Source organism: Microcoleus sp. BR0-C5 (assembly GCF_036705045.1).
Taxonomy (GTDB): domain Bacteria; phylum Cyanobacteriota; class Cyanobacteriia; order Cyanobacteriales; family Microcoleaceae; genus Microcoleus.
On the sequence record NZ_JAUBTR010000042.1, the window covers coordinates 27,075 to 47,682 of the forward strand.

General features: G+C 44.7%; 17 protein-coding genes. 12 read left to right on the forward strand and 5 right to left on the reverse strand.

The window, feature by feature from the left end:
- Nucleotides 1-75: 75 nt before the first annotated feature.
- Entirely contained in the window at nucleotides 76-1,164 is a 1,089-nt protein-coding gene (ruvB, locus tag QUB08_RS19760; RefSeq protein ID WP_333226346.1) for a Holliday junction branch migration DNA helicase RuvB, read from the reverse strand.
- 71 nt (nucleotides 1,165-1,235) lie between these two features.
- Between ruvB and QUB08_RS19765 the strand changes: the two genes are divergently transcribed.
- From QUB08_RS19765 to QUB08_RS19805, 9 genes are all read left to right on the forward strand, one after another.
- A complete protein-coding gene (locus tag QUB08_RS19765) occupies nucleotides 1,236-1,799 on the forward strand; it encodes a hypothetical protein (RefSeq protein WP_333226348.1) in 564 nt (187 codons plus the stop codon).
- Between the two features lie 181 nt (nucleotides 1,800-1,980).
- On the forward strand, nucleotides 1,981-2,829 hold the full coding sequence (locus tag QUB08_RS19770; RefSeq protein WP_445300938.1) for an ABC transporter permease: 849 nt from the start codon (nucleotides 1,981-1,983) through the stop codon (nucleotides 2,827-2,829).
- Nucleotides 2,830-3,086: 257 nt separating this feature from the next.
- A complete protein-coding gene (locus tag QUB08_RS19775) occupies nucleotides 3,087-4,499 on the forward strand; it encodes an ABC transporter ATP-binding protein (RefSeq protein ID WP_333226350.1) in 1,413 nt (470 codons plus the stop codon).
- 15 nt (nucleotides 4,500-4,514) lie between these two features.
- Nucleotides 4,515-6,014, forward strand: coding sequence for a methyltransferase (locus tag QUB08_RS19780; protein ID WP_333226352.1), 1,500 nt, complete (start codon nucleotides 4,515-4,517; stop codon nucleotides 6,012-6,014).
- Nucleotides 6,015-6,060: 46 nt separating this feature from the next.
- Nucleotides 6,061-11,409, forward strand: coding sequence for a glycosyltransferase (locus tag QUB08_RS19785; RefSeq protein ID WP_333226354.1), 5,349 nt, complete (start codon nucleotides 6,061-6,063; stop codon nucleotides 11,407-11,409).
- Between the two features lie 136 nt (nucleotides 11,410-11,545).
- Nucleotides 11,546-12,376: a class I SAM-dependent methyltransferase gene (locus QUB08_RS19790; protein WP_333226356.1), complete on the forward strand. Its 831-nt coding sequence runs from the start codon at nucleotides 11,546-11,548 to the stop codon at nucleotides 12,374-12,376.
- Complete coding sequence (locus QUB08_RS19795) at nucleotides 12,367-13,083, forward strand: class I SAM-dependent methyltransferase (RefSeq protein WP_333226358.1); 717 nt, start codon at nucleotides 12,367-12,369, stop codon at nucleotides 13,081-13,083. The genes QUB08_RS19790 and QUB08_RS19795 overlap by 10 nt, the downstream gene beginning before the upstream one ends.
- Before the next feature lie 144 nt (nucleotides 13,084-13,227).
- Nucleotides 13,228-14,508 (forward strand): glycosyltransferase family 4 protein, encoded by a 1,281-nt coding sequence (locus QUB08_RS19800; protein ID WP_333073645.1) that lies wholly within the window; start codon nucleotides 13,228-13,230, stop codon nucleotides 14,506-14,508.
- A 117-nt stretch (nucleotides 14,509-14,625) separates the two neighbouring features.
- Complete coding sequence (locus QUB08_RS19805; protein WP_333226360.1) at nucleotides 14,626-15,261, forward strand: DUF1802 family protein; 636 nt, start codon at nucleotides 14,626-14,628, stop codon at nucleotides 15,259-15,261.
- Here QUB08_RS19805 and QUB08_RS19810 read toward each other — a convergent pair.
- The 3 genes from QUB08_RS19810 to QUB08_RS19820 all read right to left on the reverse strand — a co-directional run bounded on the left by QUB08_RS19810 (nucleotide 15,248) and on the right by QUB08_RS19820 (nucleotide 17,437).
- The gene (locus QUB08_RS19810; RefSeq protein ID WP_333226362.1) at nucleotides 15,248-15,898 is read right to left on the reverse strand and encodes an ABC transporter permease; all 651 of its coding nucleotides are present in this window, start codon (nucleotides 15,896-15,898) and stop codon (nucleotides 15,248-15,250) included. The two genes, QUB08_RS19805 and QUB08_RS19810, sit on opposite strands and share 14 nt — an antisense overlap.
- A 137-nt stretch (nucleotides 15,899-16,035) precedes the next feature.
- Nucleotides 16,036-16,791, reverse strand: a complete 756-nt coding sequence (locus QUB08_RS19815) for an ATP-binding cassette domain-containing protein (RefSeq protein ID WP_333226364.1) — start codon at nucleotides 16,789-16,791, stop codon at nucleotides 16,036-16,038.
- Nucleotides 16,792-16,879: 88 nt separating this feature from the next.
- A complete protein-coding gene (locus QUB08_RS19820; protein WP_333226366.1) occupies nucleotides 16,880-17,437 on the reverse strand; it encodes an NUDIX hydrolase in 558 nt (185 codons plus the stop codon).
- A gap of 252 nt (nucleotides 17,438-17,689) precedes the next feature.
- Here QUB08_RS19820 and QUB08_RS19825 point away from each other — a divergent pair, with 252 nt between their 5' ends.
- Nucleotides 17,690-17,962, forward strand: a complete 273-nt coding sequence (locus QUB08_RS19825; RefSeq protein ID WP_333203460.1) for a hypothetical protein — start codon at nucleotides 17,690-17,692, stop codon at nucleotides 17,960-17,962.
- Between the two features lie 568 nt (nucleotides 17,963-18,530).
- On the opposite strand, the gene QUB08_RS19830 is transcribed toward QUB08_RS19825, so the two are convergent.
- Entirely contained in the window at nucleotides 18,531-18,962 is a 432-nt protein-coding gene (locus QUB08_RS19830) for a hypothetical protein (RefSeq protein ID WP_333208954.1), read from the reverse strand.
- A 461-nt stretch (nucleotides 18,963-19,423) separates the two neighbouring features.
- On the opposite strand from QUB08_RS19830, the gene QUB08_RS19835 reads away from it, so the two are divergent.
- The gene (locus QUB08_RS19835; RefSeq protein WP_333226368.1) at nucleotides 19,424-19,591 is read left to right on the forward strand and encodes a hypothetical protein; all 168 of its coding nucleotides are present in this window, start codon (nucleotides 19,424-19,426) and stop codon (nucleotides 19,589-19,591) included.
- 68 nt (nucleotides 19,592-19,659) lie between these two features.
- Nucleotides 19,660-20,571, forward strand: a complete 912-nt coding sequence (gene era / locus QUB08_RS19840) for a GTPase Era (protein WP_333226388.1) — start codon at nucleotides 19,660-19,662, stop codon at nucleotides 20,569-20,571.
- Nucleotides 20,572-20,608 lie beyond the last annotated feature (37 nt).

The following is a 20,608-nucleotide window of genomic DNA, read 5'->3' on the forward strand; positions in this document are numbered from 1 at the left end:
AAGTCATTAGTTATTAGTTATGTAGGAGTGGCTCCAATAATTAATGACCAATAACCAATGCCCATGCCCCATTTTTTATTCAATAAAACCCAAGTGTTTTCTAGCAGCAACCGTTACCATTCTCCCGCGATTAGTCCGCTGCAAAAATCCGATTTGCATTAAGTAGGGTTCGTATACATCCTCAATGGTTTGAGTGTCTTCTCCTGTAGAAGCTGCAAGGGTTTCTAAGCCCACTGGGCCGCCGTTAAAGTTCTCAATCATTGCTGTCAAAATTCGCCGATCTGTCCAATCTAAACCTAGCGGATCGACGTTGAATAATTCCAGGGCGAGTGAGGCAACTTCGGCATCAATTGGCTTTAAATTTTTGACTTCGCTGTAGTCCCTAACTCGTCGCAGCAAGCGGTTAGCTATCCGGGGGGTTCCGCGAGCTCGGCGGGCAATTTCTGTGGCTCCTTCTGGGGTGATTTGAGTGTCTAGAACTTGGGCGGTTCTTTGGACAATTAGACTAAGTTCGTCTATTTCGTAGTAGCGCAATCTTTGGATCAAGCCGAAGCGATCGCGCAATGGAGATGTCAGCGATCCGACTTTTGTGGTTGCTCCTACTAAGGTAAATGGTTTCAGGGGTATGCTGCGGATTTTGGCACTTTTGCCTTGACCGATCGTAATATCTAACCGACAGTCTTCCATCGCCGGATAGAGGATTTCTTCTGTAACTTTAGATAAGCGGTGAATTTCGTCGATAAACAGCACGTCGCCTGCTTTGAGGTTGATCAGCAATCCGACAATATCTCGCGGTTTTTCTAAGGCTGGGGCGGTGGTGATTTTGCATTCAACTTCCATTTCTGCTGCTAAAATTAGCGACATTGTGGTTTTTCCCAACCCTGGAGGCCCGTATAGTAACAGGTGATCCATAGGTTCGCCGCGAGATTTGGCTGCTGCAATTGCGATCGCCAAAACTTCTCTCAAGTCTTTTTGCCCGATGTATTCAGCTAAACGCTGAGGTCGGATTTTGTCGTCTTGTTTGCTGTTGATTTCGTCGGGTAGTTCTTGCGATTCTAGCAAAGATTCCGCCTGGGGTTTGGCGACTTTTTTGCGACGGGCCGGGGCTATGTCTTCGGGTAGATTTGGGTCGGGGGGCTGTTGTTTGGAGGAGATAATAGCCATATTTATTTGCGATCGGGCAGCGGGAATTGTTTACAATTATTGGCAGAATCTTTACAATTATTGAGTTCGTGATGAGTATTCCATCTTCTTTATTAGCATCGGAAAGCATAACTTTTGAGGGGGCGATCGAGCTGACTCAATCTTTACTGTCGTTGATTGAGGCCGATTCCCTACGGGATAGCTACGCTTCACGACTTTTAGAGGCCGAGATCGAGCAAGCTGTTAAATCTCTGGTGAAAACACCCAACGGTGCTAGGGGTTTTTTTGTCACCTATCTGACGGACGACGGACAGGAGGCAGATCGACCCTCGCCCGGAGTGATCGAGGCGCTGCGATCGGCTCCTGAGATCGTAGCAGAACTGCTGGTGAAAAATTTGGCGATGTCGGCGGCAATGGTTGTATATCATTCGCGCCAGCAAAAGGAGGAAATGGCGGCCGATTCTGCTAGAGTGCAGGAGCGATCGCGCAATTTAATTCAAATGCTGCAAATGCCAGCCTGTCAAACTATAGCGTCGCAAATGCTAGAAAGTTTGCAGAGTGCCAACGGCAAGTATGAAAAATTTTTCCAGCGGTGGGGCTACGACGACGAGCAAAAACTAGCGATCGGTTCGGCAGTTCGATCGGCGATCGGCTAAAATAACCTCCGAAGGAAGGGGAAAGAAGAAAGAAGGAAGAAGCCCAAGCCAGGGTGGCAGATGCTTGATCAAAACGACGGGGCTGTGGAATAATTGCGGTTTAGCAAAAGCTGCACAATTGTAGCTTGAGTTGATTTAGGTGTGAAGGTAGTGAACGAGGGCGAAAAAATTGCAGAGAACTGTGAAAGAAGTTGCCCAAAAAGCCCGAAGGGTGGGCGGCCTGCCGCCCGCAAGTAGGCAGCGGTGGGCGAAGCTGAATCTGCTGGCAACATTGGTGCGCCGGGACTTGGAAGCTCAATACAAAGGCTCGATTCTGGGCAATTTGTGGCCGCTGCTGAATCAGCTATCGCAATTGGTGATTTACACTTATGTATTCTCGATCGTCCTCAAGGTAAAGCTCAGCCTTGCAGGCTTCCCAGAAAACAGCGACATTACATTTGGAGTCTGGTTGTTTGCAGGTTTGCTGCCTTGGACTGCCTTCACCAGCGGTTTGATCAAGTCGGGAGTCTCCGTGGTGGGGCAGCCGAATTTAGTCAAAAAAGTGGTATTTCCTCTCGGTTTGTTGCCCCTAGTGCCGATTTTTACAGCTTTTCTTGAAAGTTCTCTGGGTTTAGTAGCTTTGATTGTGATAGTAGCAGTGTCGTCGCAAAAGCTCAACGCTACTTTATGCTTGCTGCCACTGGTGTGGATACCTCAGTTGCTGATAACTGCGGGTTTGGGATATTTGACAGCGGGCTTGACTGTATTTTTGCGAGACATTCCTCAGACATTAGGTGTTATTCTAAATTTTTGGTTTTATTTGACGCCGATCGTCTACCCAGCCTCAATCATCCCGCAAGAGTGGCGAGCGTGGATATTTTGGCTGAATCCAATGGCCGCCATCTCGGAGGTTTATCGAGACCTCATACTGCTTGGAGAAGTTAAGCATTGGGGCGAATGGGGTGTCGCCACGCTAATTTCTGCTGCTATATTTTGTGGAGGTTTGGCGGTTTACCGGCGTTTGCGTCCCGCTTTTGCTGACGTGCTGTAAATTGGTTTGAGATATGCTGTACATTTGTTTGAGATATACAGCATATTCTATGTATATGTAGTACACACAATTTTCTAGCAAGTAAGGTGCGTCGCCATCAACAATCTGCAAGTTTTATCCAATATCTCGCAGATCCGCACCCTACAGATTAACAGCACACAATATAGCTGCTAATGTACTTTATGAACCACCGAATATGCTGTAAAGTCAATCTAAAATCTAAAATCTAAAATCTAAAATCTAAAATCTAAAATCGGATGACAGAAAATGTAATTTCATTAAAAAATGTTTCCAAATGCTTTAAGCGGTACGATCGTCCAGGAGACCGCTTAAAGGAAATTATTTACCCCAGCAAAAAACTTGCTGACGAATTTTGGGCCCTACACGACATCAATCTGGAAATTCCTCAAGGACAAACTCTGGGAATCGTCGGTCGCAACGGTTCGGGGAAAAGCACTCTCCTGCAAATAATTGTGGGGACGCTGACTCCTACCGCAGGAAGCGTCGAGGTTAAAGGGCGAGTCTCCGCTTTGTTGGAACTCGGAAGCGGGTTTAACCCGGAATTTACCGGGCGACAAAATGTGTTTTTTAACGCTCAGTTACTAGGATTCAATCAAAAAGAAACTGAAGAAAAATTTGACGATATAGCTGCTTTTGCTGATATTGGGGATTTCATCGAACAGCCAGTCAAGACATATTCTAGCGGTATGTTTGTCAGGCTAGCTTTTGCCGTTGCGACTAGCGTCGAGCCAGATATTTTGGTGGTTGACGAGGCGCTTTCGGTGGGCGACGAAGCTTTTCAACGCAAGTGTTTTGCCCGCTTGCAAAGCATTCAGGAAGGTGGCGGAACCATTTTATTTGTTTCTCATGCTGCTACTTCTGTGGTGCAACTTTGTACGTCGGCGATTTTAATGGATAGCGGTGAATTGCTGCTCGCTCACACGCCGAAGGTGGTAATTTCTAAGTATCAAAAGCTGATTTATGCCGATCCGGATCAGGTTCTGGGGTTGAAGTCAGATATTCGAGCTCTGAACCAACTGACAAGACAGGAAACTCAAGACCACCTTCAGGATGCTAATTTAGAAAGCACAAAGAGGGAAGTTAAACCGGAGCAACATCTCTCCAAACCCAAGGAATATTACGATGAATTTTACGATCCGGGGATGATACCGTCGAATACGGTAAGGTATCCGTCTCGCGGAGCGGAAATTATCAACCCCCACATCGAGACGCTGAAGGGAAACGTGGTAAATCACTTGATCGGCCGTCAAGATTATATTTATACTTACTCTGTCACTTTCTCCAGGTCAACTTCCAAAGTTAGGTTTGGAATGTTGATTAAAACAATTAGCGGTTTTGAGTTGGCGGGTGCTTCTTTGAAGGGTTCTACTCAGTCAGTTAGGTATGTGGAAGCGGGAACGACAATTGTAGTGAAGTTTAATTTTAAATGTTTGCTGAATCCCGGTGTTTATTTTCTGAATGCTGGGGTTGTGGGAATGGTAGATGGAGATTTAACTTATCTGGATCGCTGTGTTGATGTGGCGATGTTTAGAGTTCAGTCTTGTACTGAGTCTTGCGGTAACGGCATCGTTGACTTGCTGATCGAACCGTGTTTAACTGTTGTTAATGCTGATACTCTAGTGAAAGAGCAGTCAACAGAGGTTATCTAAAATTCTGTAAAAAAAATGAGCGATATCAATTTAGATTTAGTCGAAAATCCCGTAATCAAAGCATTTATTCAAGATCAAACTAAGTTTCCCGAAAATTTTAAACTGAATATCTGCGAAGACGATGAAATGTATTTGTTCAGCTTGAACAACGTCAAAGACGATCGCGATCGGGCTTTGGTGCGCTATTATTCGATCGGGCGTCGCATCTTGGATACGGTTAAACAAGTTGTGGAATGGCATTTTGGCAGTTTTGAAAATGTACCTTCTTTTCTAGATTTTGCCTGCGGTTACGGTCGATTTACCAGGTTTTTGATTCAGGAAATACCGCCGGAACGAATTTGGGTTTCTGATATTTATGCTAACGCGGTTAAATTTCAAACTGAATACTTGGGCGTCAACGGTATTGTCTCAACTGGCAAACCAGAAAATTATTTAATTGACCGCAAGTTTGACTGCATTCTGGCTAATTCTTTTTTCAGCCATATGCCGGAAAGAACTTTTACAAGTTGGTTGCAAAATTTGTACGATTTGTTGACTCCTAACGGCATTTTGATGTTCAGCGTTCACGATGAGTGTTTGCGAAGTCCTCATATAGAAATGCCGGCCAACGGTATTTTGTTTAGTGCTCAAAGCGAAAGTCAGTCTTTAGATAAGGAGGAATACGGCACAACTTATGTAACTGAAAAGTTTGTGAGAGAATGTGTCGATCGAGTTAGCGGAGGCAAAGCTTTTGTTCACCGCATCAAAAAAGGCATATGCAGATTTCAGGATTTGTATGTTGTCACAAATGAGCTAGTTAGAGATTTTTCAGAGTTAAAATTCCATCATCACCCGGAAGGATATATTGATGTTGCTGCTTTTACCAATAAGGAGAATTTGTATCTAGAAGGATGGGTAGCTGATGTGAATCTCGACGGTCGAATTGAGGAACTGCAAGTGCTGGTAAACGGCGAGGTTGTACAGAGATGCGAGCCTTTTTACAATCGCCCGGATGTGGCTGGATATTTTGAAAATAATGGGGCTTTGCAATCGGGTTGGAGCTGTTATTTACCCAAAAACACTGTGGCGCTGCAGGATGTGTTAATAGTCAAAGCAATCAATAACTATGGTTGGGAATGGATTCTGGAAACTTGCACTGTTAAATCGCTAGTTAACCAAAGGCAATCGCAGTCTTTGTTGGGGTCTACTCAGACCAAACTAAAATTACTCGAAACTCAGTTAGCTTCGGCTAAGATAGAATGGGAGCAAAGCCAAAGTAAGTTAATGATTACTGAAACAAAGTTGGAAGAAACTCAAACTGAATTAGTTTTAGCTCAAACGCAATTGGAGCAAACTCAAAATCAGTTAGTATCTGTGCAAATGCAGTTGGAAAAAACAGAAAATCAGCTAAGTAATCTCAAGCAAGAACTAGAGCAAGCGAAGTGTCGAGTTTTAGCAATGGAAAGCAGCAAGTTCTGGAAGATAAGAAGCGCGTGGTTTCAAGTCAGGCGATCCCTGGGCTTAGCGGGAGAGTAGCGAGTAAATTTGGTTGGTGTGGGTATTAGGGCGAGGGAGATAAATTGTGAGTACAAATGACAACAAACCGTCGGTTTTTATTGTTACAGGAATGCACCGTTCCGGTACGTCTTTAACAGCTTCTTTGTTTCAGAAAGTCGGGGTTGATATTGGCAAAAAGTTAGTGGGCCCGGCCGACGGAAATGTGAAAGGTCATTTCGAGAATGTTGATTTTGTGGAGTTTCACAAAAGTGTTTTGCGATCGCACGGTATTGATGAACTCGGATGTACCTTTGAAAAAACGATTCCGGTAGCAGCAGAATACGTGGAAATCGCTAAACGCGCGATCGACCAAAATCAACTTCCTCACAAACATTGGGGTTGGAAAGACCCGCGAACAGCCCTTTTTTGGGATTTTTGGCTGAATTTGCTCCCGGAAGCTAATTTTATCTGTGTTTATCGATCGCCCTGGGAAGTAGTCGATTCCCTTTACCGCCGGGGAACCGATGTCAGCTTGCTGCAAAATCCCGAAATGGCAGTAAAAATGTGGATTCACTACAATCAAAAAGTTTTAGAACTTTACGAACGTTTCCCCCATCGCTGTCTCCTAGCCAACGTTTACCCCATCGGCAACACTCCTGAACTTTTCCTCGATCGAGTAAACGAAAAATTTAATGTTAACTTAGGTGCCATACCGGGCGACAATTTTGAAGAATCTTTATTAGTCAACGATATTGTCAAAAGTCACAGACCGAGTTTAATAGAAAAATATTTTCCCGAAGCATTAGAACTATATGAACTTTTAGAAACCCAAGCTGGAAATCTCAGCAGCGAATCGCAAGGTGCGATCGATCAAGTTATTCATTTCCCAGCATCTCCAGTCTGGCCATTTGAAGATTGGCTAAAAATCCGCTTGCTGGAAAAACAGCAAAAAACCAGCTATTCCGAACTCAAACAGTGGCAAGAACAATTTCACCAGGCCCAGGCGAAAGTGTTGGGCTTAGAGACTGAATTAGGAGCAACTCAAGTACAGCTTGCCGGCAAAGAATCAAATTTTCAAGAAGCTTTAGCAAAACTCCTCGGATTAGAAACAGAATTAGGACAAACTCAAGTACAGCTTGCCGGCAAAGAATCGCAATTTCAAGAAGCTTTAGCGAAAGTCTTAAAATTAGAAGCAGAATTAGGGGAAACTCAGGTACAGCTTGCCGGCAAAGAATCGCAATTTCAAGAAGCGTTAGCGAAACTCCTAGGATTAGAAACAGAATTAGGACAAACTCAGGTACAGCTTGCCGGCAAAGAATCGCAATTTCAAACAGCTTTAGCGAAAGTATTAGAATTAGAAGCAGAATTAGGGCAAACTCAGGTACAATTTGAAGAGACTGAATTTATATTGCAGCAAAAGTTAGCTGAGTTACTTCAGTTAGAAACAGCACAAAGTCAAAATCAGGAAAGATTAAAGGATACTAAAGAAAAATTAGAAGACTCCCGCCAGGAAACTGAAAATTTTCGCGCAGAAATTGCTCTAATCAAGTCTTCTAGATGGTGGCAATTGAGGGAAAATTTGTGGGAAATTCAGCGCAAAATTCGCGACTTGTTTCCTAAATTTATTTTTTCGTTAGATCAACCCACTACTTGGCAAGTTTGTGATTCCAACCTGCTAATTGTGGGCTGGGTTTTTAACCAAAAAAGAGAGACTACAGCAGTCCGCGCCAGAATTAAAGACCAGAGTTTTGCGGGCGTTTACGGCATAGATAGAAGTGATATAGCGCTAGCACACTCTAATATTCCGGCTGCGAAGAAATCAGGTTTTACAATTCAATTGGAAGCGCCAGCAGGACGGCACGAAGTGCTACTGGAAGCGCAAGACGATCGAGGTAAATGGCATTTATTGGCAGCTTATCCGTTGTTAGTTTCAACGATTCAAGCATCGTTAGATGTACCGGTGGTGTGGGAACAGCGTCAGGGTCAAATTTTGTTTGCAGGTTGGTGCTGCCACCACGATCGCAAAATTGCTAAATTAAGCTTGTTGTGCGGCGATACTTCTGTAGAATGCGCCTACGGTTTGCGGCGAAAAGATGTCGGCGAAGTGTTCCCCGACTGGATTAACAGTTCGGAAAGCGGTTTTGAGGCCCTTGTGGATTTGCCGCCAGGGGAATGGCACGTTTCTCTGCAAGCTGAGTTAGAAACAGGGGAAATTTTGTTTTTTCAAGCGCCTAAAATATTGACAGTGCGGCGCTACCATATCTGGCAGCGAAGTGCAGATAAATTTGAGGAGTTATCAAGGTTTACAGCGGCAATTCAGCAACGGGCGAGGGAGAGAAAACAGCGTCTTGGTAGAATTTTGCCCCTGCCCTGGGAAATTGTGAAGGTGCTCCGCCAGTTGGGGAAGATTTATCGGCAGCAAAAACAGTTTAGTGCGCCGGGAGATTTACTGCCACCTGCGGGTTTTGTAGTGCCTCAACCCATTGATAGGTATGACGCTTGGCTGGAGGTGAATCAGTGGAACGATCGCGCGCGCGATTATTTGATTTCTCGGTTAAAATCCTGCCGGGAACCCCTGCCAAAAATTTCGGTAGTAATGCCAGTTTACAACCCGCAGATAGATTTTTTAGAAAGTGCGATCGACAGCGTAATCAATCAAGTTTATCCAAACTGGGAACTCTGCATTGCCGATGATTGCAGTACCGATTTCACTGTTGCTGACACTTTGAAAAACTGGGTTCAAAAGGACGATCGTATCCGCATCACATTTCGCACAGAAAACGGCAACATCAGCGCAGCAACTAACAGCGCCGCCGCCCTCGCAACAGGCGACATCATCCTGTTTTTAGACAACGACGACGAACTCACTCCCGACGCATTAGGCGAAGTCGCCTTATATTTTGCCTCGCATCCAGCCACCGATTTTCTCTATTCCGACGACGACAAAATCGACACTAAAGGTCGCCGATTCGCCCCGCAATTCAAACCGGAATGGTCGCCGGAACTGCTGCTTTCCTATATGTATCTCGGTCATTTGTGCGCTGTCAGAAGACACATTTTTGAAGAAATAGGCGGTTTACGGATAGGTTTTGAAGGCTCGCAAGATTACGATTTTGCCTTGAGAGCCACCGAAATTTCTCGCCACGTCGCGCACCTGCCGCTAGTGCTGTATCACTGGCGCACCGCACCCGGTTCTACAGCCATATCTGGGGCAGCAAAACCAGCCAGTTTTTCCGCAGGTCAAAAAGCTATTCAAGACGCACTAAACCGCCGCAAAATTAATGGTAATGTCGCTCAGCACGCATGGGCTATTAAAGAAAATTTGGGCATATTTGCCCAGGATTTCCCGGATAACGGCCCATCAGTAACGGTAATTATTCCTACTAAAAATCAGCTAAAATTGCTGAAAGCCTGTCTGGATTCTCTAGAAACCACAACCTACAAAAATTATCAAGTTGCCGTCATCGACAACGAAAGCGACGACCCGAAAACTCTGGAATATTTAAAGGAATTAACTTGCCAAGTTTTGCGGATAAAAAATCCTGGCGGCAAGTTTAGTTTTGCAGCAATTAACAACCGCGCTGTCGAACAAGTTGATAGCGAATATGTTTTGTTTTTGAACAACGATACTGAAGTAATTAACCCCCGCTGGCTGAGTCAAATGGTGGGATATGCTCAAATCCATGGCGTGGGTGCAGTCGGCGCGAGGCTGCTATATCCCGACGGCAGAATTCAGCACGCGGGCGTAATTCACGGGCTGCATCACGGCTTGGCTGGTCATGCTTTTAAGCTGATGAACAGCGACAATCGAGGCTATCTTTCTCAAGCGATGGTAACGCGAAATTACTCTGCGGTAACAGCCGCTTGCACGATTACTCCACGTCAATTGTTCTTAGAATTGGGCGGTTTTGATGAGGAGAATTTTGCTGTTGCTTACAATGATGTAGATTACGGATACCGACTGTTAGAACGGGGTTATCGGTGCGTATATTGTCCTGATGCAGAGTTGTTGCACAAAGAGGGAACTTCTAGGGGTTTTACGGACAATCCTCAAGAAGTGGCGGCTTTTAGGCGCAAGTATGCGGGCAAAAATGACAGTTTTTACAGTCCTCACTTGTCTTTAGAAGATGAGTATTTTCATATTCAACCTCGACGGGTTTTTATGAAGGAAGAAGAGAGAAGGAAGAAGGAAGAAGGAAGAGGGAAGAAGGAAGAAGGTTATACATTGGAAGTTTCCGATTCTGGTTTGTTGGTAGCAGAAGCAGAGAATTTGATTCATCCTATCAAAGTTTTGATGTGCAGCAATTCGCTGGATTTTACTGGCGCGCCGCTGCATCAGTACGAAATTGCAGTGAAATTGACTGCTGACGGTGTGATTGAGCCGATCGTACTTTGCGTAACAGACGGGCCCCTGCGTCAAGCTTACGAACAGCAGGGAATTGAAGTAATTGTGCGCGACAATCCTCTCGAACACATCTACCAGCGCGATGCTTATGATGAAGCCATCCGCAGTTTTAGCACAGAAATTGCAAGTTTAAAAGTAGATGCAATTTATGCCAATACTTTAGAAAACTTTTTTGTAGTTGATGCGGCGCGGCTAATCGGAATTCCTGTGGTATGGAACGTGCACGAAAGCGAACCTTGGCAAACTTATTTTAACAGGTTTGGTTCGGAGATTGCGGCGAGAGCTTTAGAGTGTTTTCGCTTTCCTTACAAAGTGATTTTTGTGGCAGATGCCACGCGGGACAGGTATTTGCCTCTCAACAGCCACCACAATTTTACGGTGATTCACAACGGCTTAGATTTGAGCAAACTGGAAAATTCGGAGAACTCTGAATTGGCTAGAAAAACTTTAGGTGTTGCAGCGGAAGATGTGGTAATTTTGCTGCTGGGAACGGTATGCGAACGCAAAGGACAGCAGGATTTAGTTAAGGCACTTTCACTTTTGCCTGACAAATGGCACAATAAAATCAGGTGTTTTATTGTGGGCGATCGCCCTAGTATTTACAGCAATAAACTAGCCGAGTTGGTGGGGGAATTGCCAGCAGAGTTGCGGCAAAGGGTGACAGTAGTCCCGGAAACTGGGGAGACGGGAAAATATTACAAAGCGGCTGATATTTTTGTTTGCACTTCTCGCGTCGAAAGTTTTCCCAGAGTGATTTTGGAGGCTATGGCCTGCGATTTGCCAATTGTTACATCGCCGGTTTTTGGGATTAAAGAACAAGTGCGGCCTGGAATTAATGGTTTGTTTTATACGCCAGATCGCCCGGACGAATTAGTTGCAGCTTTGATTAGTTTATTGGAGGATAAATCTTTGCGCCAGCGGTTAGCAGAAAATGCTAAATATGTGTTAGAGTCTTTGAATAGTTTTGCAGAAATGACTCACGCTTATGGTCAAATTTTTAGAGAAGGTTATTTTACTACTAAAAAGTAATCCTTCAAGATTCAATGGTAAGAAAGTATGGCGTCAAATTTTCCGCATCAGGGAAGAGAACACCTCCAATGAATTAACAGCTAAAAATTACTGGGAGACTAACCCAACAGCCGCAATTGGGAAGCAGGGTTACTGGTTGTCTAATCCGATTATCGAAAAAGCTATAAACCATCGGCTGTCAGGTGGTAATACTCAAGGTTACTGGCTAACCTGGTTAGTCAAAAAATATTTCAAAAATCGACGGTTCGATCGTCTTTTGTCTATTGGTTGCGGTGTGGGGAATCACGAGATTCTCATGGCTAAATTAGGATTAGCAACTCAAATTGATGCCTTTGACTTTTCCGAAAGTTCTTTAGAAATTGCTAGAAAAGATGCCGCAGCAGCGCGAGTAGAGATTAATTTTTATCAAGATGACTTTAATTTGTTTGCGATTGATGATAATAAAAAATACGATCTAGTTTTTTGCTCTGGTTCGCTGCATCACGTCAAAGAACTAGAACGATGTTTATCAATTGTTCAGAAATGTTTAAAACCCGATGGATATTTTATTGTCAATGAATACATAGGAGATTGCTACAATATATATAATCAAGCTCAAGTGGATGTGATTAATCGCATTTACAAATGTTTTCATGACACGCTAAGGTCGGGAACAACTGAAAAATTTTCGAGTCCAAGTATTGAGAAAGTATTGGCGAGAGACCCTTCAGAAGCAGTCCGGTCAAAGCTGATACTTCCGTTTTTAGAATTCTACTTTGATGTGGAAGTCTTGAATCCAGCCGGTGGGGGGTTGCTTCACGAACTTTACCCTTTTTTAGATCACGCTCAACTTTCAGACGGAGAACCAAAGAGTGAAACAATCGTCAAGTTATTGCTGGAGATTGAAACAATCTTAATGCAGCAGCCGGGAGGACTATCAAGCGACTTTTGTTTGTGTATTCTGAGACCTAAAAAAAAATGGAAATAATACCGCCTAAAATAGATTACGAAGAAGCTTGGGACAGTTACGCCCAACAGTGGCAAAAAACTAATGCCGAACTTGCCCATATTGGCGACGAATGGATAGGTAAAGCTGCCGGTGCCGCTAACTCCCTAGCAGAATACGAAGCGCTGATAGAACAGCAATTTATTGCACCGTACATCAAAAAAGAACATACGGTTTTAGAAATTGGTATCGGCGGCGGAAAAACTGGTTCGCTGCTGCTGAAATATTGCGATCGACTAATTTGTGCCGACATTTCCAGTCAAATGCTGAAAGCGGCCCGATCGCGCTTGGGAGACGATCGCGTTTCTTACGTCAAACTCGACGGTTTAACATTAGACGGCATCGCTCCAGGTTCAGCCGATGTCTGCTTTTGTTACGATACAATGGTACACGTAGAGCCAGTAGATATATTCAATTACCTGACTCGAATTCCCAAACTGCTGCGGGGCGATCGAATTTGCGTCTTTCACCACGGGAATATTCTCAGCGAATTAGGGTGGCAAAAATTCGCCTGCGAGTGGGACAAAAACCTGCTGGGACGGAGAGACGGCACTGCATTTTCAGTTATGACTGATACAATTATGGAAAAATTTCTCCATCATTTAAACTATGAAATTATCCTGAAAAATACATCTTCAGTACCGCGAGATTGTGTCTGGATCTGCAAAGCACCAACCCCCAATGAATAAAACCAAAGCTTTTTAGCCGAATCAAAATATTTTATTCCAACTAACAACAGACAATAGACAACAGTCAACAGTCAACAGAAAACAGTCAACAGTCAACAGACAACAGTCAACAGTCAACAGTCAACAGACAACAGTCAACAGACAATGAAAGCATTATTTCTCCATCCCAACTTCCCCGCCCAATACCGCCACATTATCACGGCTTTAGGCGCAGATCCCAAAAATCAAATTGTTTTCGGTACTAAAAACGAGCGCCCAGAGTGGAACATTCCCGGCGTTCGCAAAGCAGCATTTACCCCCAGCCGGGAACCCCACGCGCAGACTCACCAATACGTCCGCCCTTTAGAAAGTGCCGTCATCTACGGACAAGCCGTATTTAGAATGGCAGAACAACTCAAAGCAGACGGTTTCGTACCTGATATTATCTGCGGACATTCCGGTTGGGGGCCGACATTGTTCGTCAAAGAAGCTTTTCCAAATACGCCGCTTTTGTGCTATTTCGAGTGGTTTTATCATGCTATTGGTTCCGACGCAGATTTCGATCCAGCGGAACCTTTAACAGTTGACGATATGGCCAGAATTAGAATCAAAAATGCGCCGATTTTGATCGATTTATACTCTTGCGATTGGGGTTTGTCGCCCACTTATTGGCAGCGATCGCAATTCCCGCCAGAATTACAACAAAAATTATCCACACTCCACGACGGCGTAGATACCGATTACTTCAAACCAGACCCCGGTGCTAAACTGGTTTTGCCTAACTTAGACTTGTCTGGCGTTGATGAAATTGTCACCTACGTATCGCGGGGAATGGAACCTTACCGGGGTTTTCCCGAATTCATTGAGTCGATCGCCTATGTACAAGAACGCCGCCCCAACTGTCACGTCGTCATCGTTGGTTCAGAAAGAGTTTGTTACGGTCGTTCTTTACCCAACGGCGAGTCTTACAAAGACTATATGCTCAAAAAAGTCCCCCTAGATTTATCGCGAGTTCACTTTGTCGGGCCCCTACCTTATGGACTGTATCTAAAAGTAATTCAAGCATCCGACGTACACGTTTATTTGACCAGACCTTTTGTGCTATCTTGGTCGATGATTGAATCTCTATCCACCGGATGTTTAGTAATCGGTTCCGACACAGGGCCAGTCAGAGAAGTTATCCGCGACGGAGAGAACGGTTTGCTAGTCGATTACTTCTCACCGAAACAAGTAGCCGATCGCATTGATGAAGTTTTAGACCATCCTACCCGCATGGCAGAAATTCGCATCAAAGCCCGTCAAACCGCCCTCGAACGCTACAGTTTAGCTAAAATGCTGCCGCAACATCTACAACTGATCGAGCAAGTAGCAAATCGTTCCATGCCGCCTACAGTTGGTATGGAACCAGAACGGGAATTAGCAGCATCTTTTGCAGTGAGAATTTAGCAATAATAGGGTAGTCCTGCATAGTCAGGACTACGCCAATTTTAACAGGAAGAAATGGCTGTACTTGCTTGAAAGTACCCATTTTTGTTACTATTGTTAAAACCCAACTCAATTCCTATGAAATCAACTACTAGGGCGCTGAAAGAATGGAATGTAGCAGTTAATGCTTTGGAACAAGGTCAAACGATTGTGCTGTTGCGGAAGGGGGGAATTCGCGAGCAAGCAGGACAGTTCAATGTCACTGACAAACAGGTTTTGCTGTATCCAACTTTTGAACACCAACAGCCGGATTTATTAAAGCCGGAGTTTGCACATCAAGTCAAGACAGTTGAATCTGGTTGGCATCCAGAACTTATTATAATTGGCAGTTGGGCGGAGATTACTGATGTTTTTTTGGTAGCTTGGGAACCGGCAATTACGGCGCTATTTCCGTACCATATTTGGAATGAAAATTTTGTCAGCGATCGCCTGAAATGGAAACAAACTCAGCCAATTTATATTTTATTGCTGCGGACTTATCGCCTTGCAGAAATCCGCGAAATTCCCTACATTCCTGAATACGGCGGTTGCCGTTCTTGGATCGATTTGGCAGATGCTATTTCGCTGGAGGGAAGCCAAGCTGTTTTGAGCGATCGCGAGTACATTGAACGGTCAAATGAAATCCGCAATCTGATAGCGAATCCAGCGAATGCTTCTGGTTCGCAGAGAGTGACAACCCTGACGGAAGGTAGTCAGGATTTTACTCCTCATTAATAGTTTTTAATGTACTTTTCGAGAGGCGCGCTTCTACCAAACCCAGCCCAAAATCCGCAGCTAAGGCCATTAAAGCCGCCGGAATTGCCCCAGCCAAAAGTAACTGATTGTTGACGGTAGCAACGCCGCGAAAAATAAACACCCCCAAGCCGCCGGCGCCAATTGCAGCGGCGATGGTAGCGAGTCCGATCGCAATTACTGTGGCCACTCGCACGCCCGCCAGAATCACGCCCAGGGCCAGAGGAATTTCCACTTGCCATAACAGTTGCATATCAGTCATCCCCATGCCTCTCCCGGCTTCCGTAATCGCTGGATCGACACCGACAATACCAGTATAAGTATTGCGGATAATAGGCAGTAAAGAATACAGAGTGAGGGCGATAATTGCCGTGCGATCGCCTATTCCACCCACTACTGGCACCGGGATTAGCAAGCCAAACAAAGCTAAACTAGGAATTGTTTGCATAATATTAGCAAATCCCAAAATCGGCTTTTTCAATTTGGGTTTTCTGGTGACTAAAATTCCGAGGGGAATTCCTACAAGAATAGCGATAAAAATTGCAACAGTTACTAAATATAAGTGTTCGATCGCGCGCTGAATAATCTCAGCACCATAGCGATTTAAAAATTCTATCATTTGGTAATTGGCAATTGTGGTATAATTAAAAATATCGTAGGGGCGGGTTCACCAATATCTTTAATTCCCAACCATCAGCTTCAAAAACCCGCCCCGCCCATACTCATAAACGAAGGATGCGATCGCACATTATATTATTACCCCATCATGGGTAATTGCAAACATTCAAGAAATGCCCCCGCTTCTGGATGCTGAGATTTGAGAAAATCATCAGGTGTTGCCAATTCAACCAACCGTCCATCTTGCATCAAACCAATTCTAGAAGCTAACAAAAAAGCTTCTTGAATGCCGTGAGTCACAAAAATCACAGTTTTGCCAAGTTGCTGCTGCAATTGACCGAATTCTCGCTGCAATTCCAGACGAGTAATGGGGTCTAAAGCACCAAACGGTTCGTCCATTAACAATATCGGAGGGTCAGCCGCCAGTGCTCTAGCGACGCCTACCCGCTGCCGCTGTCCGCCGGATAACTGATGCGGATAGCGTTTGGCGAAGTGCTGGGGGTCGAGGTTGACTAATTCTAACAGTTGTCGGACGCGAGATTGAATACGATCGCCCTCCCAACCTTCTAATTTGGGGACTAAACCGACGTTTTGCTCCACGGTAAAATGGGGAAACAAACCGATTTCTTGAATCACATAGCCAATTTTTCGGCGCAGTTGAATTGGGTTCCACTGAGTTGTCGGTTTTCCCATGACAAGAACTTCGCCGCTGCTTGGCGTTAGTAAATTGTTAATCAATTTCATGGTAGTAGTTTTGCCACTACCGCTGCGTCCCAGCAATACTAAAACTTCTCCTTGCAGCACTTTGAAATTAAGTTTGTCTACTAAATGCCTGCGGTTGAGCCGATATGTAACGTCGAGGCATTCGACAGCAACTTCATTATTGAGAGGCATGATTATTTTTGGTGATTTGGGTTTTCAGCAACTTAAAATCGGCGACCCTCGGAAAACAATTCCTAATCTAAAATCTAAAATCTAAAATCTAAAATCTAAAATCGACTTGATTTTTCCATTCTAGCAGTAAGGCTCGACATTGGAGGCAAGTTAATTTTTTGAGCAAGTCGCGAATTCCGTCTGGGGTGACAGGATATTCAGCACCGATAAATTCGGGGTTTACTGTTGCTGTCGGGTGCAACTCGGCCACAAAACCGTAGAGTTTTTGATTGGAAAAGGAACTGTTTACTGCCCAGCCAATGGTGTTAATCGGTTCGAGGCGGGCGATCGCACTTTCTGTCACCCCTAGTTCTTTCTTGATTATAGCTGGAACGGCTGCTGCTGGCGTGGATTCGGCTGGTACGCGACCTCCGGGAAAATCCAGGGTTGATTCTGCCACGCCGGGGCGATACATCGGTGTGGGAAACAGCAATTTGTCAGCTTGAATTGTCAAGATTACAACTGAATCTGCTCTTTCTACTCGCCAATATTCTACTGTTTTTCCTTCGGTTGTTTCGAGATGTTCGGCGATTAGTTTTACCCAATGAGAGTTGATCTCTACAAAGCGGTCTAGAGTCTTCCACTGGGATTTTGCAGTTTGGTTCATGTGGGAATTTTTGGAATAAATCAGATGTTGTTTGCTATGGTAGGCGATCGTTGCCGAGCGCAACAATAGCCGATCGACGTTTTCAGCTTTGAGCCCGTTTTTTCCTCTCGATTGTAAATTTTTGCTACAACCTTACACATTCGCCTAGATAATTCCGTAACATAGACTACATAATCAAAGTTTATCTGCGCCGTCGCTCTGGGTTGTTGCAACCCCGACCTGGTTCAGAGTCTTAGCCCAAAAGGAGTTGTGATGAAACTGCAAACAGATATTCGTACTTGGCAATCCCAACCAACGCCCGGAAGCTTCGCCAATGTCCGCGACTGGGAAAAATTTGGCTGCGCCGTACCTGCACCAAAATTGACTCCTTCTATGTGGGTTAAATTGTTCAACCCGCCAACCGCATTCAGCTTTGACGAAGCGTGGCTGTTGTGTGAATCTTCGGAAGAACAGTGGCTAGCTTGGATTCCTGATTATGGCGAAATTTTACTGAGTACACATGAATTTTGCGCTCCTAAATCGTGAATTACGCAGACAAAGTTTCATAAACCAGGTGTTAAAATCCATATCCCTCCGGTTCCACGGGATTTTTGGGAAACAAGCTGGTTTCTGCGTAATAATGTCGTTTGTAGTGAGGAATGCAAGTCCTTAAACCTTGATAAGGACTTGCATTCCTCACTACAAACCTCTTATATGATGTCGTTTCAGCCGATATCATATAATATCATGTCCCATAGATTGACTGCGATTAAAGGCCGGGGCGGGTTTACAGATTTTCCCGTTTCTATTCAATATCTTGGCGAGGGGAACCCCTACAGGAATCATGGTTAATTGACCAGACATGATATAAGTCCTAATAGATATTAATAGAAATTTCGCCAACAAAAAGAGCAATAGGTTTTCTATTGCTCTTTTTGTTCAAAAACACTCTCTAGTTTTTATCTTTAGATAGCGGAAGTTATATCAACTGGCCTCGATTGACCCCAATATTGCTGCGGTGACGGGTTTACTGTATCGATGCTTGCATGGGAGATATTTGTGAACCCGCCCTTACAGCAATTACGGTCAATTTAGCCCCTGTGATATTGCTGGCTTATTTGCAAACTGCACGGTTATTTGCGTTTCTGACAATCGTGCCTACTCTACCATTAATCTGAATCGGGTTCTTGGTGCTGGCTCGAATCAAGAGTGGTTGTTTGGCCAGACATTCTCTGATTGATGCTGCCCAGGCGGTGAGAGCTCCGGTGTATTCTGTACGACCCGCTGGGGCGCGAAACTGATCGGTAATTAGGAAATCCGAGGTGATGCTAGTGTCAGTACCAACATTGGTAATAATTGGAAAATCAAAGGCTCTGGGCAAGGTTCTGTCCTGGATTCTGCCCGGTACTAACTGGTATTTCTTCGAGCCACCCTTGTAGTCAATACCTGCTTGAGGGCTGGTGGGAGGGCTGGTTTGAGCCAAGGCGGGAACAGGCAAGCTTGCTACCAAAACGGTGCAGACACTCCAAAATAATTTCGATTTCATCTGATTCATCTCCTCAACTTTATGACGATTAGCACTAATTTAGGTATGCTCTAAAAACAGTTGCTTGTATGAAAAAAGCGCCTGATGATATTGAGCTTTTGAGTTGGATTTCAACTTATACTAATTTAATGTGAAGTTGCACATATCTCGCTCCCCCTCGCATACCCCCTACTCCCCCTGATTGTTGGGGAGTAGGGGTTGACTTTGAGAAGAATCTTGTCCCCCCCTTGTAGGGGCGGTGCTAAGAGTGCCCGCCCTCTTTAGGGGGGATCGGATTCTATGCAACCTCATAAAAAATTGGTATTACCTAATTTATTACCAAACATCTTCAAAAATGTTAAAAATGGTTTGCCTGACAAACTGTAGAAAAGTTTCAGTTGAGTTAGATATTTACACATCTGAAGTTGTTACAGCATTGGGGAGTCGGTTTTACCAGAATGATTCATTTTTGAGCGATGTCATTGGAACTTTATCAAATTTTGTCTCAGATATCAAGTTTTGCCGATCGCGTATCCTGTTTTAACACTGGTTTGTGGCTCGATCGAGGTTTGAGTGTGGCGCGCTATACCAGGGCGAGAAAGATGCTACAGTGCATCGATGGGCGTTTGAGTATTTTCAGGCGACAATAGACAGAGAAGGGGCTTGAAAATAGGTGATTTTAGTGGAAGATAGTAAATTTATCGACGTATCGGGCATTATGGGTGTTCCCGCGGCTCCGGCGGGTTACAAATCTGGCTTTGTGGGTATTGTCGGACGCCCGAATGTCGGAAAATCAACGCTGATGAATCAGTTGGTGGGGCAGAAAATTGCGATTACTTCGCCGGTGTCTCAGACGACGCGTAACAGGCTGCGAGGCATCCTAACGACACCGGAAGCACAAATTATTTTTGTAGATACTCCCGGAATTCACAAGCCACATCACGAATTGGGCAAGGTTTTGGTGCAGAATGCCCGCACAGCGATTCAGTCGGTGGATGTCGTGCTATTTGTGGTGGATGGTTCGGTGGAATCGGGAGGGGGCGATCGATATATTGTCGAAATTCTCAGCAATTGCAAAGTTCCGGTGATTTTTGGGATGAATAAGTTGGACGAACAACCGGAGGATTCCGTGTTGATCGATCGAACTTACGAGCAAATTGTCAATCCTGAGTGGCCTGTAGTGAAATTTTCCGCTCTCACGGGCGAGGGTGTCGAGCCGCTGCAACAATTGTTAATCGAACATTTGGAGGTTGGGCCTTATTATTATCCGCCCGATTTGGTGACTGACCAGCCGGAACGCTTTATTATGGGCGAATTAATTCGGGAACAGATTTTGCTACTGACGCGGGAAGAAGTACCGCATTCCGTAGCAATTGCGATCGACATTGTTCAAGAAGAAGCAAAAATTACCCGCATTCTGGCGACAATTCACGTCGAACGGGATTCCCAAAAAGGTATTTTAATTGGTAAAAGTGGCAGTATGCTCAAGTCGATCGGCAGTGCGGCCCGGGAACAGATTCAAAAGTTAATTGAAGGCAAAGTATATTTGGAGTTATTTGTCAAGGTGCAGCCGAAGTGGCGGCAGTCTCGCACTCGTTTAGCCGAATTGGGCTATCGCGTGGAAGAGTGAAACTTTGGCAGTTGGCAGTTGGGGTTCTTCAGTCCTT

Coding starts and splice junctions, on each gene's coding strand:
- QUB08_RS19765 (WP_333226348.1), top strand. CDS start 1,236: ATGAGTATTCCATCTTCTTTATTAGCATCGGAAAGCATAACTTTTGAG.
- QUB08_RS19830 (WP_333208954.1), bottom strand. CDS start 18,962: ATGAAATCGAAATTATTTTGGAGTGTCTGCACCGTTTTGGTAGCAAGC.
- QUB08_RS19810 (WP_333226362.1), bottom strand. CDS start 15,898: ATGATAGAATTTTTAAATCGCTATGGTGCTGAGATTATTCAGCGCGCG.
- QUB08_RS19780 (WP_333226352.1), top strand. CDS start 4,515: ATGAGCGATATCAATTTAGATTTAGTCGAAAATCCCGTAATCAAAGCA.
- QUB08_RS19800 (WP_333073645.1), top strand. CDS start 13,228: ATGAAAGCATTATTTCTCCATCCCAACTTCCCCGCCCAATACCGCCAC.
- ruvB (WP_333226346.1), bottom strand. CDS start 1,164: ATGGCTATTATCTCCTCCAAACAACAGCCCCCCGACCCAAATCTACCC.
- QUB08_RS19820 (WP_333226366.1), bottom strand. CDS start 17,437: ATGAACCAAACTGCAAAATCCCAGTGGAAGACTCTAGACCGCTTTGTA.
- QUB08_RS19825 (WP_333203460.1), top strand. CDS start 17,690: ATGAAACTGCAAACAGATATTCGTACTTGGCAATCCCAACCAACGCCC.
- QUB08_RS19805 (WP_333226360.1), top strand. CDS start 14,626: ATGAAATCAACTACTAGGGCGCTGAAAGAATGGAATGTAGCAGTTAAT.
- era (WP_333226388.1), top strand. CDS start 19,660: ATGGGTGTTCCCGCGGCTCCGGCGGGTTACAAATCTGGCTTTGTGGGT.
- QUB08_RS19775 (WP_333226350.1), top strand. CDS start 3,087: ATGACAGAAAATGTAATTTCATTAAAAAATGTTTCCAAATGCTTTAAG.
- QUB08_RS19815 (WP_333226364.1), bottom strand. CDS start 16,791: ATGCCTCTCAATAATGAAGTTGCTGTCGAATGCCTCGACGTTACATAT.
- QUB08_RS19795 (WP_333226358.1), top strand. CDS start 12,367: ATGGAAATAATACCGCCTAAAATAGATTACGAAGAAGCTTGGGACAGT.